Source organism: Dietzia sp. SYD-A1 (assembly GCF_015356725.1).
Classification (GTDB): Bacteria; Actinomycetota; Actinomycetes; order Mycobacteriales; family Mycobacteriaceae; genus Dietzia.
The window spans coordinates 1-10,488 of sequence record NZ_JADDKI010000128.1 but is presented as its reverse complement, the minus strand read 5'-3'; the positions used below and the strand labels follow the sequence as shown (position 1 = coordinate 10,488).

Sequence of the window (10,488 nt, the reverse complement as noted above, 5' to 3'; positions counted from 1 at the left end):
CCCCACACCCGTTGGATGACGGTGACGAGGCTGCCCACCGCCACCACCGTGAGCGCGACCGAGAGGGCCCAGGGCACCCCCAGTCCCTCCAGCCCGGCGCCGAGGAGGATCAACACCAGACGGTCGGCGCGTTCCATGAGGCCACCGGGCGTGCGCAGTCCGCCGGCGTCCGCACGCGCCTTGGAATAGGAGACCACCTGCGAGAGCACGAGGCAGGCCAGCAGCATGCCGAGTGCGTACTTGTCGTCGGGGCGCCCGTCCACGAGCCACCACAGCAGGGAGGCGAGTATGACGCCGTCCGCCACCCGGTCCGACACCGCGTCGACCAGTGCGCCGTACGGGGACCCGCCGTCTCCCGCCCGTGCGACCGCGCCGTCGACCAGGTCGAGCAGGGTGCACAGGGCGATCACTATCGCCCCGGCGACCAGATGGCCGTTGCCGAAGAGGACCACCGCCGCCGCGCAGGTCAGGATGAGCCCGGTCAGGGTGATGCCGTTGGCCGTGACCCCGATCCGGACCAGGAACGCCGCGAAGGGGTGCGCCACCTTGGTGACGCCCGACCTTCCGAACTCGCTGAGCATCTCTTCCCCCGAATCAGGTGCGGTCGGGACCGGGCACCGTCGACCACGCCTCGGCCAGGAGCTGTCGGGTCTGGCGGAGCAGCTGCGGCAGCACCTTGGTGTCGCCGGTCACGGTAATGAAGTTGGCGTCCCCGATCCAGCGCGGCACGACGTGCTGATGGAGATGGCCGGACAGCGATCCCCCCGCGGCACTGCCCAGGTTGAGTCCCACGTTGAAGGAATCGGGCCGGGACACGGCCTTGATGACCCGGATGAGGTGCTGCGTGTAGGACATGAGTTCGCGCGACTCGTCGTCGTCGAGATCCTCCAGGTCGGCCACCTTGCGGTACGGCACCACCATGGAGTGCCCCGGGTTGTAGGGGTAGAGGTTGAGGACCACGTAGACGGCCGCTCCGCGGGCCACCACCAGACCGTCCTCGTCACTCATCCGGGGGATGTCGAGGAACGGCTCCCCCGTCATGCCCTCGACGGGCGGGGGCGCCGATTCCGCGATGTAGGCCATGCGATACGGGGTCCACAGCCGTTGGAGACGGTCCTCCCCCGCCCCGTACTGGCGGTAGCCGTCCGACCGGATCGGCTCCCGGGGCGTCACACCCGCTCCGCGGTGGGCACGTCGTTGCGCCGCGAGTTGATCCAGTACCCGATCTTGTCCATCGCGGCGGTACGCGAGACCCCGTTCAGTTGGGTGCCGTCGGGGAACCGGAAGCTCACCGCCCCCGCCTCCACGTCCCGGTCGCCGGCCAGCAGCATGAACGGGACCTTGCCGGTCGTGTGGGTGCGGATCTTCTTCTGCATCCGCTCGTCGGCCAGATCGAGCTCGGCGCGGATCCCCCGGCCCCGGAGCTCGTCGATCACGTCCTCGAGGTGCTTCTCGTGGGCCTCCGCCACGGGGATCCCGACCACCTGCACGGGGGCCAGCCACGCCGGGAACATCCCCGCGTAGTGCTCGAGCAGGACGGCGAAGAATCGTTCGATCGAACCGAAGAGTGCCCGGTGGATCATCACGGGACGCTTCTTGGTGCCGTCGGCGGCGTTGTAGGTGAGATCGAAGAGCTCGGGGAGGTTGAAGTCGAGCTGCACGGTGGACATCTGCCAGGTGCGTCCGATCGCATCCCGAGCCTGGACCGAGATCTTGGGGCCGTAGAACGCCGCCCCGCCCGGGTCCGGGACCAGCTCGAGGCCGGAGTGGGTGGCGACCCGCTCGAGCGTCTCGGTGGCCCGCTCCCAGATCTCGTCGCCCCCGACGTACTTCTCGGGGTCCTTGGTGGACAGCTCGAGGTAGAAGTCCTCGAGTCCGTAGTCGCGCAGCAGCGAGATGATGAAGGACAGGACGGAGGCGATCTCGCCCTCCATCTGCTCCTCGGTGCAGTAGATGTGGGCGTCGTCCTGAGTGAATCCACGAGCGCGGGTGAGGCCGTGGACGACGCCGGATTTCTCGTAGCGGTAGACCGTGCCGAACTCGAACATCCGCAGGGGCAGTTCGCGGTAGGAGCGGCCGCGGGAGTCGAAGACCAGGTTGTGCATGGGGCAGTTCATGGGCTTGACGTAGTAGTCCTGACCCGGCTTGGTCTCGTTGCCCTCGGCATCGTACTCGGCGTCGAGCACCATGGGGGGGAACATCCCCTCCGAGTACCAGCTCAGGTGCTGGGACTTGCGGAAGAGGTCGCCCTTGGTCACGTGGGGCGTGTTGACCAGCGAGTACCCGGCCGCGAGATGGCGGCGTAGGGAGTGCTGTTCCATCTCGTTGCGGATGATCCCGCCGCGCGGGTGGAACACCGGGAACCCCGACCCGATCTCGTCCGGGAAACTGAACAGGTCGAGTTCGGTGCCCAACCGGCGGTGGTCCCTCTTCTCCGCCTCGGCGAGGCGATCGAGGTAGGCGTCCATCGCCTCCGTGCTCTCCCACGCCGTGCCGTAGATGCGCTGGAGGCCGGCGTTCTTCTGGTCCCCGCGCCAGTACGCCGCGGAGGACCGGGTGAGGGTGAACGCGGGGATGAACTTGGTGGTCGGTGCGTGGGGCCCCCGGCACAGGTCCGACCAGATCACCTCGCCGGTCCGAGGGTTGAGGTTGTCGTACGCGGTCAGCGCTCCCGCCCCGACCTCCATGATCTCCGCGTCCTCGAGCGCCTCGGCGCCCCCGGCGTCGCCTGAGTCGGCCCGGCCCTTGTCCTCGACCAGTTCGAGCTTGTAGGGCTCGCCCGCGAGTTCGGCGCGGGCCTCGTCCAGCGAGGCGTACTCGCGCCGGGCGAACCGCTGGCCCGACTTGATGATCTTCTTCATCCGCTTCTCGAGGTCCTTGAGGTCCTCGGGGGTGAACGGTTCGGCCACGTTGAAGTCGTAGTAGAAGCCGTTCTCGATCGGCGGGCCGATCCCCAGCTTCGCCTCGGGGAACTTGTCCTGCACGGCCTGCGCCAGGACGTGGGCACAGGAGTGTCTGATGACGGACCTGCCGTCCTCGGTGTCCGCACGGACGAGTTCGACCTGGGTGTCCACCTCGGGGACCCACGACAGATCGCGCAGCGCGCCACCCGGGTCGCGCACCACCACGATGGTGCCGGGCCCACTCCTGACCTGCAGTTCCCGCTCGGCGAGGATCTTGCCCGCCGGCTCCCCCGCCGGAATGACGGTCGTGGTCACGGTGCCCGCACCCGTCGCGTCGACGTCGGCTTCCGGCATGCGGTTCTCGGACACGGGGGGCGATCTCCTCGGCAGTGGACGACGGGTGACTCCGGGCCACCCGTGATGGGCGCACCAACTCCGACGACGGACCCGGGCCGGTCCATGCTACCCGGCGGCTCCCGGAGTCCCGGACCGCCTCGGGCGGACGTTCCGGGACGCTCACGCACCTGTGGGGCACCCGGCCCGTGTGACGGACCGGGTGCCCCGCGGGCACTCCTGGTGGGCGCCGTCGTCACACGGCCAGAGCCGCGGCTCCGAACCCGGCCAGGGCGAGCAGGCCAGAGCCCGCGGCGAGCTGCACGAGCCGGTCCGCGGACATGCACTTGAGCAGGAAGTCACCCATCGTGCCGCCGCGGTGCTGGTGCACGATCGCCATGACCGACGGCCCGCATCGGCCGACCGACACGGCGGCGAACAACGCCGCACCCAGGGCGGGGTTCGCGAGCGCCACGGTGCCAAGGAAGAGCAGGTAGTACGCGCTCGAACGGATGAAGATCATGAACCCCGGCCCGATCAACGTCCCGAAGTAGAACGAGACCCTCATGGGCCGGCCGACCCGGCGCAGGTGCCGTGGCAGCTGCTGACGTCGCATGGGGGTGGGCATGCGGACGAGCCCGGTCTCGTGCAGACCGTACATCAGGGCGAGCAGGGACCATCCCGCCAACACCGGGGCGACGGGCAGCGGCCCCACGAACTGGTCGACGGCCATGCCCACGAGCCCCAGGCCCGCGCCCACCGGCAGAGCGGTGAGCAGTGATCCCGCCAGATGCGCCCCCAGTCGGGCCACCGCGGACCCGTCGCCGGGACGGTCCGACTGCTTGGGTGCGGCGACGACACCCGCCACGGACATGCCGCAGGTCGACCAGTTCGCGGCGACGGCGGTGAGGGCGGCGGCGCCCACCACTCCGACCGTCAGGGCAACGGATGCGGTGAGCCCACCGACCGCGCCGACGGCGACGGCCGCACCGACGCCCACCGCCACGGAGGCGGCGGCCACGCCGAGCCTGGTGGCCAGGCCGACGGCGACACCCATCCGGGGACGGATGCCCGGCCGGTCACCCAGGTCGAGATCGGAGATGTCGGCCACCGTCCTGCCTTCCGCCACGTCGGGCGGAGGGACCTCTGCGAGGTGTGGGGCTGTGGTCTGGGTACTGGTCATGATGTTCCTCCTCGATAGTGGAATGAGCGAGAGATCTGTGTCCGGTTGACGCGGGATCACCGGCGGGGGCTGACGATGACGGTGCCCACCATCTGGGGATGGATGGAGCAGGTGACGCGGTAGACACCGGGCTGGTCGAACGTCATCCTGTGCTCGCCCTCGGCGCGGAAGCCGGCTGTCGACGTGAGGCCGTCCACGACGATGTCGTGGAACGTCCCTCCGTCGTCGTAGAACCAGGCGACCTCCTCCCCGGCCGTCAGGTGCACCTCCCGGGGGTCGAAGGCGACGTTGCGCACCGTGACCCTGGTCGGCTCCGGGGAGCTCCCGCACCCGGTGACCGCGAGGACCGCGGCGGCCACAACGGCCAGGCCCGGGTGTCGACGTGGGAGACCCGTCCGGGTGCGGGTCATTCTTCGACGATCACCTCCCCGGTCATCTGGGCGTGCGGGGTGCAGTGGTAGCCGTAGACGCCGGCGGTGTCGAACGTCTGCGAGTAGCTCCCCTCCGTCTGGAGTTCGGAGGCGAAACTCATCGGCGCGTCGTCGTCGGAGACGACGTCGTGGGGAAGGGAGGCCTCCCAGACCCATTCGACGGTGTCCCCCGGCTTGATCGTCACGACCGCGGGGTCGTAGCTCATGTCGAGGACACGGACCTGCACGGTGGTGCCGGAGGAGGCGCCCCCGGGCCCGCCGTCAGAAGAGCACCCGGTCGTCAGCAGGACCGCCGACACGGCGATCGCGGCGATCTTGGCGGTGTGTCGCAACATCGTCAGTTACCTCTCATAGTAAAAGTTGGTCGTCATCCCGGCGTCCAGGTGGTAGGCGTTGTGGCAGTGGAACATCCACGCCCCCGGGTTGTCGGCGTCGAACTCGAACGCCAGATCCTGGCCCGGGTGGATGATCACGGTGTCTCGCCGCAACCCGCCGTACTCCGGGACCCCGAACGTGTGTCCGTGCAGGTGCATCGGGTGCCACATCGTCGTGTTGTTGGTCATCTCGACGCGGATGCGCTCCCCCGTCCGCATGGTCACCTTCCCGACATCCGGTCCGGCGATCCCCCACACGTAATCCGAGGGCGACTGGATGAGTTCCAGTCGGAAGGTCCGATCCGGGGACCGCGCCGGCAGTGCGGAGGCCTCGGTGGCCCGGAGGCCCGAGTCCTGAACCGGCGTGCGGTCCAGCTCGGGTATCCGGCCGGACCGGGCGAGGTCGACGCTGGTGACCGAGTCCCGGCTGCGCAGGGTCGTGGCGACGAAGTCGTCCGTGCCCTCCACCCGCGCGACCACGGGCCACGTGCCGGAGCCGACCTCGACCAGGACGTCGACCCGCTGGGCCATCCCCACGAGCACGGACGCGGCATCCACCGGTTCGCAGGGGAACCCGTCGGTCTCGATGACCCGCATCATGCGACCTCCCACGGCCACGCGGTACGGCGTCTCCGCCGCGGCGTTGATGATGCGGAGCCTCGCGGTGGCGCCCGGGGGTGCCACCAGCGGCTCGGCGTCGGCGGTGGGTCGGCCGTTGATCAGGTGCACCGGGTAGGAGATGTGCTGGGTCATCCCGCCGAGTTCCACGGACTCCGGATGCGGCCCGGCGGTCCGCGCCATGGCCTCCGGATCCACCGGGGTCGTGGTCGTCGTCGTCACGGATCCGTGACCCTGGTGCCCTCCGTGTCCCCCGTGGCCCGCGTGCCCACCCAGCGCCGGGTTGAGGGCGCGGAGCAGGTCCTCAGGTGACGGCCCGTGCCCCACGGTCCAGTCGTCGAGCACGACCACCAGGTCGACGTCGGCGCCGTAAGGATCCTTCGGATCCTCGACGATCAGCGCGCCCAGCATCGCCTCATCCGCCTGGAGCCCGGAATGCGAGTGATACCAGTACGTCCCGGCGTGCGGCAGCCTGAACGCGTAGTCATACGACCCACCGGGGGCGACGTTCTCACCCGTCAACGGAGGGGCACCGTCCATGTCGTTCCGGATCTGGATGCCGTGCCAGTGGATCACGGTCTCCTCGTCCAGGGCGTTGACGTGGTGGACCCGGAGTTCGTCCCCCAGGGAGGCCCGGATCTCCGGCCCCACCGGCCCGTCGCCGTACGACCTCGCCGAGACCTGACGACCGGCGAGACCGAAGGCGGCGAGTGCGGCTGTCACCGTGACGTCCACCGCGCGCCCCGAACTGAACCGGGCGGCCTCCGCCGCGGCGACCTCGGGATCCGCGTACCCGATCCGGTCCGAGGCCTGAACGGCGGTGGTGATGGCGTTCTCGGCCGCGCAGGCCGCCATCGCCACCCCCACCCCACCGAGTCCGAGCGCGGCCAGGAAGGCCCGTCGGCTCACTCCGGACCGGGCCGGGTCCAGCGTCCCCGGGGAAAGTCCCATCAGGCGACCCTCCGCTCCGGGGCCCGCACTCCGCTGACACCGTCGGAGCCGCCGGCGTGGCCGGTGATCGTCGCGGTGGAGACGACCTCCCCCGTCGCGGGGTCGACGCCGACGATCGTGGGCAGGTCCTCCCCCTCGTCGTCAGCCGTTCCGGGGGCGGTGCCCAGGACGTAGAGGACCGATCCGTCGAGGTTGTAGGAGACGGAGTCGATCGAGTCCAGCCCGAGCTTCTCCAGATCGAGGTTCTGGGTCTCACGCGCGCCGTCGACGTCGAACAACCGGACCCGGACCACGTCTCCCCCGTTGGCGGAATGAGGATGGATGTCGGAATCGGTGTACTCCACGAAGAACTGCTCCCCGTCGGGACGGATGCCGTTCGTGTAGAAGCGTCCTCCGTCTCGACCCACGTTGCCCAGCGGACGCACCTCGTCGGTGGGCAGGCCGGAGGAGAAGTCGAAGAGGTAGGCCTCGCCGGCCTCGTTGATGAGGAACCCGGACTCCACGTCGTCGGCGAAGTGCGCCTCACGAGACGCCGTGAAACCCTCGGGCAGGACCTTCGAGCGGCCGCTCTCGCTGATGCGCCCCTCGTCGTCGATCGTGAGCTCGAGCAGTTCGCGGGATCGTTCGCACACCGAGTAGATCTTGTCCCCGACCGGCCACGTGTACGGTCCGCAGCCGATGATCTGCTGCTCTCCGGACAGCACCCCGCGGTCCAGATCCACCACACGGGGCCCGAAGAGCTGGTCGTCCCACGAGGTCATGAACCGGCCGGCGCCGCTGATCGTGTGCGAACCCTCTCGGGAGTGGAACCGCACGTGGCGCGGTAGGAGCACCTCGTCGGGTTCGAGCAGGTTTCCGGAGTAGGTCGAGACGGTGTAGTCGGCCTGGCCGCGCGAACCGCGCGGGGTCCACACCTCGAACGCCACGGCCTGCGGGTCGGCAGGGGTATCGGTCGTGAAGAGGTGGACGACGTCGTCCCAGATACCGTGACCTGTGGTGATGCGGGTCTTGACGACGCCGTCGGCGGGGTCGAAGGCGGCCCAGACGGTCTCGTCGTCGCGCCACTCTGCGGCGATCATCCAGTCGGCGCCGATCGGTGTCACCTCGGCGGTGTACGGGATGTTCGGGTCGGCGCCGACCTCTCCCAGTTCCTGGTCCTCGTCGCCGAGCGTGGCGTTCGCCGGAGGGGCCGTGACCGCGGGGACGTTCGGGAACTCGTAGGTGGTCGCGACCCCGTTGGCCACGTCGAACTCCCCGTCGTCTCCGCCGTCGGAACCGGGCGAACACCCGACCAGCAGGAGCACGGCCGCGGTGGCCGCGGAGAGGCCCGCGAGGCGGGGGGTGGTGAAAACGGTCATCTGAGTGGTCCTCTCGGCCCTTCTAGCGGGAGCCCGCGCCGACGCGCGGGCGGGTGGCGTGGTTGGTCTGGCAGTCCTCGCCGATGATCGGGGCGAGCGTGCAGGTGTACGACTGGGACTCGTCCGAGACGCACCAGATGATCTCCTGATCGAAACTGCCGGAGACCGGGTTGTACATGACGGCCTGGGCGTCCGGTTCGCCGCAGTACTTCGTGGAGCACCGCGGGGCGCCACAACAGTCGTAGTAGGCGATCAGGTACGTCTTGCCGTTCTCGGGATGGGTGCAGCACCCCACCCAGTACTCCGCTCCCGGCTTCGATCCGGGTGCGCAGGTCGAGACTCCGCCGCCCGCACAGGAGGGGCAGGGTCGGCCGTCCATGTTGCACCAGCGCCAGTAGTTGCACTCGGTGGGATCCTTGCCGTCGTACGTGGGCAGGAGGTCGTCACCGGCCCCGAACGGGGTCACCGCATTCTGCGGGGCGGGGGGCGTCGTGGCGCCGGACGCGGGCGGTTGCTGGGCGAGGGCCTGGGGGTCGCGGGTGACCGGCAGTGCGCCGACCACGGCCACTCCCGACAGGCCCATGGTCCACTTGGCCATCTTCGAGAGGACCGAGCGGCGGGACGTGCGTTCCGACAGGTGCCGGGAGACCTTGCTGAGCGAACTCCCTCCCCCGCCGGACAGCCATTCGGCGTGTTCTGTCAGGCGGCGTTGGTCGGAGTCATCGATGTGAGCCACGAGGTGTTCCTTTCCTTGCATGGGGTGGACGGATCGTGCGCGGACCGCGGTGACGAGCGCCGCGGTGCGCTCACGAGGCGGTGGGGACGCCGATACCGGCGTAGAGGTGCTGGATCGTCGGCGTGCCCGACTCCAGCGCGTTGAGAAGACTCTCGACGTGCTGCATGTTGTTGCACAGACCCTTGGCGGCGATGGACCCGTCGGTGTCCAGGAGGATCCCGTACGGAGTGGTGCCGACCTGGTACGCGATGCCCACGTCGCGGGCGTCGAGGTAGGACAGTTCCGCGCCGATCCCGGCTCCGGCCAGGAACTCACGGTGCTCCTCCTCGGTCCCGTCCGAGATCAGCACCACGTCGAGGTCGCGCTCGGCCTTGGCCATGGCCTTGATCCCCGGGAGCAACGCCTTGCAGGTCGAGCACTTAGGGCCCGTGAACATCAGCAGCTGGGGCTTGTCGCGCTCGCCGGCGACGGTGGTGTCCCGTTCCATGTGGTCGACCAGGCCCGAGAAGGACGGGCCGGTGTCCCCGACCGCAGGACCCGAGTCGAGCACCCGGGCCCCGAGCGGGCCGAGACGCACCTGGACCCGGCCCAGTTCCCGGGCCAACCCCAGGATCATCAGGACCAGGACGACGTCGACCAGCACGAGGACGACGAGCAGCGTGAGGACGAAAGCAGACATAGGAGTACTCCTGTTCGAGGGTGGACGATCGGGCGACGCCCGACTGCGGCGTGCGGGTGTAGAGGACGTGACAGATGAGAACGCCCTTATTGGGGCGGGGGACTGCTAAGGGGAGGCGGAGTAGCGCCGGCTGAGTTCGTCGCGGGCCGGCTGGAGGTAGTCGTCGACCCTGCTCCGACCGAGCGTCAACGTCGAGGACACCGCGGCCGCCCCGAACGCCAGCGCGACCGCCAGTACGGCGAGGACGAACCCGGTCGCCACCTCGGGCAGAGAACTCGGGCCCGGCAGGTACAGGCAGGCCACGGCGCCGGCGGCGAACGCGAGGGCCCTGGCCACGTGCCACCACCCGATCCTGGGAGCGTCGTGCTCACCGAAGGCGAAGCATCCGCAGTCCAGCTCCGTGCGACCTCGGAGGAGGTTCACCGCCAGTCCGGCCGCATAGACGCAGAACAGGGCCACCACCGACCACGCGACGGCTGGCAGGCCGACTCGCCCGAGACACGCCGCACCGAGCACGATCTCGAGGAACGGCAGAACCCGTCCCACTCTCGCCGCGACGGCGTCGGGCAGGATCTTGTATCCGACGACCACTCGGGAGTGGCCCTCGATGTCGCGTAGCTTGCCCAGCCCGGCGGCGAGCAGTGCGATTCCGATGACCGACGTGGCGAACATTCCCGTCATTACCGTTCCTTCCGACGCGCTCGGCTCCCACGATTCAGATGTCGTGGCACGTCGCGGACGCTATGCCCGGTGTGTTACTCAGGCGTTGCCAGCAAAGTGCTCAGTTGTTTCTAACGCTCTGAAGTTGTCGAGATCACAGTCGACGAGACGGCCCGGCCGGCGAGGTCTCCTCACCCGTAGAGGAACGATGACAGTGGGGGTTCATCCGCGCGCCGGGCACCGGGCGCCGGGCGACCGGGCG

At 69.4% G+C, this 10,488-nt stretch carries 11 protein-coding genes; all 11 read right to left on the bottom strand.

The annotated features are described in order from the left end of the window. Positions 1 to 581, bottom strand: a 581-nt coding sequence (gene pgsA, locus IY392_RS06150) for a phosphatidylinositol phosphate synthase (protein ID WP_194860773.1), incomplete at its 3' end; no start/stop codon positions are given. Between the two features lie 13 nt (positions 582 to 594). Further along, positions 595 to 1,173: an HIT domain-containing protein gene (locus IY392_RS06145; RefSeq protein WP_107756559.1), complete on the bottom strand. Its 579-nt coding sequence runs from the start codon at positions 1,171 to 1,173 to the stop codon at positions 595 to 597. Then, a complete protein-coding gene (thrS, locus tag IY392_RS06140) occupies positions 1,170 to 3,257 on the bottom strand; it encodes a threonine--tRNA ligase (protein ID WP_194860775.1) in 2,088 nt (695 codons plus the stop codon). The genes IY392_RS06145 and thrS overlap by 4 nt, the downstream gene beginning before the upstream one ends. A gap of 235 nt (positions 3,258 to 3,492) precedes the next feature. Continuing rightward, positions 3,493 to 4,293 (bottom strand): methylamine utilization protein, encoded by an 801-nt coding sequence (locus IY392_RS06135; RefSeq protein WP_194860774.1) that lies wholly within the window; start codon positions 4,291 to 4,293, stop codon positions 3,493 to 3,495. 182 nt (positions 4,294 to 4,475) lie between these two features. After that, positions 4,476 to 4,829, bottom strand: a complete 354-nt coding sequence (locus IY392_RS06130) for a cupredoxin domain-containing protein (protein ID WP_107756560.1) — start codon at positions 4,827 to 4,829, stop codon at positions 4,476 to 4,478. Further along, entirely contained in the window at positions 4,826 to 5,185 is a 360-nt protein-coding gene (locus IY392_RS06125) for a plastocyanin/azurin family copper-binding protein (protein WP_194860772.1), read from the bottom strand. Before IY392_RS06125 ends, IY392_RS06130 begins: the two co-directional genes overlap by 4 nt. 6 nt (positions 5,186 to 5,191) lie before the next feature. Next, positions 5,192 to 6,793, bottom strand: a complete 1,602-nt coding sequence (locus IY392_RS06120) for a multicopper oxidase family protein (protein WP_194860771.1) — start codon at positions 6,791 to 6,793, stop codon at positions 5,192 to 5,194. Next, positions 6,793 to 8,151: a hypothetical protein gene (locus IY392_RS06115; protein WP_194860770.1), complete on the bottom strand. Its 1,359-nt coding sequence runs from the start codon at positions 8,149 to 8,151 to the stop codon at positions 6,793 to 6,795. Before IY392_RS06115 ends, IY392_RS06120 begins: the two co-directional genes overlap by 1 nt. 22 nt (positions 8,152 to 8,173) lie before the next feature. Beyond that, positions 8,174 to 8,887 carry a methylamine dehydrogenase light chain gene (locus IY392_RS06110; protein ID WP_375292892.1) on the bottom strand — a complete coding sequence of 238 codons (714 nt, stop codon included), beginning with the start codon at positions 8,885 to 8,887 and terminating at the stop codon, positions 8,174 to 8,176. Positions 8,888 to 8,957: 70 nt separating this feature from the next. Beyond that, positions 8,958 to 9,566 carry a redoxin domain-containing protein gene (locus IY392_RS06105; protein ID WP_107756565.1) on the bottom strand — a complete coding sequence of 203 codons (609 nt, stop codon included), beginning with the start codon at positions 9,564 to 9,566 and terminating at the stop codon, positions 8,958 to 8,960. A gap of 105 nt (positions 9,567 to 9,671) precedes the next feature. Next, the gene (locus IY392_RS06100) at positions 9,672 to 10,247 is read right to left on the bottom strand and encodes a MauE/DoxX family redox-associated membrane protein (RefSeq protein WP_194860769.1); all 576 of its coding nucleotides are present in this window, start codon (positions 10,245 to 10,247) and stop codon (positions 9,672 to 9,674) included. Between the last annotated feature and the right edge of the window lie 241 nt (positions 10,248 to 10,488).

Bases quoted from the DNA above. Each gene is read 5' to 3' on its own strand.
- IY392_RS06115 (WP_194860770.1), bottom strand. From the start codon at position 8,151: ATGACCGTTTTCACCACCCCCCGCCTCGCGGGCCTCTCCGCGGCCACC.
- IY392_RS06100 (WP_194860769.1), bottom strand. From the start codon at position 10,247: ATGACGGGAATGTTCGCCACGTCGGTCATCGGAATCGCACTGCTCGCC.
- IY392_RS06130 (WP_107756560.1), bottom strand. From the start codon at position 4,829: ATGACCCGCACCCGGACGGGTCTCCCACGTCGACACCCGGGCCTGGCC.
- IY392_RS06125 (WP_194860772.1), bottom strand. From the start codon at position 5,185: ATGTTGCGACACACCGCCAAGATCGCCGCGATCGCCGTGTCGGCGGTC.
- IY392_RS06105 (WP_107756565.1), bottom strand. From the start codon at position 9,566: ATGTCTGCTTTCGTCCTCACGCTGCTCGTCGTCCTCGTGCTGGTCGAC.
- IY392_RS06120 (WP_194860771.1), bottom strand. From the start codon at position 6,793: ATGGGACTTTCCCCGGGGACGCTGGACCCGGCCCGGTCCGGAGTGAGC.
- IY392_RS06135 (WP_194860774.1), bottom strand. From the start codon at position 4,293: ATGGGTGTCGCCGTCGGCCTGGCCACCAGGCTCGGCGTGGCCGCCGCC.
- thrS (WP_194860775.1), bottom strand. From the start codon at position 3,257: ATGCCGGAAGCCGACGTCGACGCGACGGGTGCGGGCACCGTGACCACG.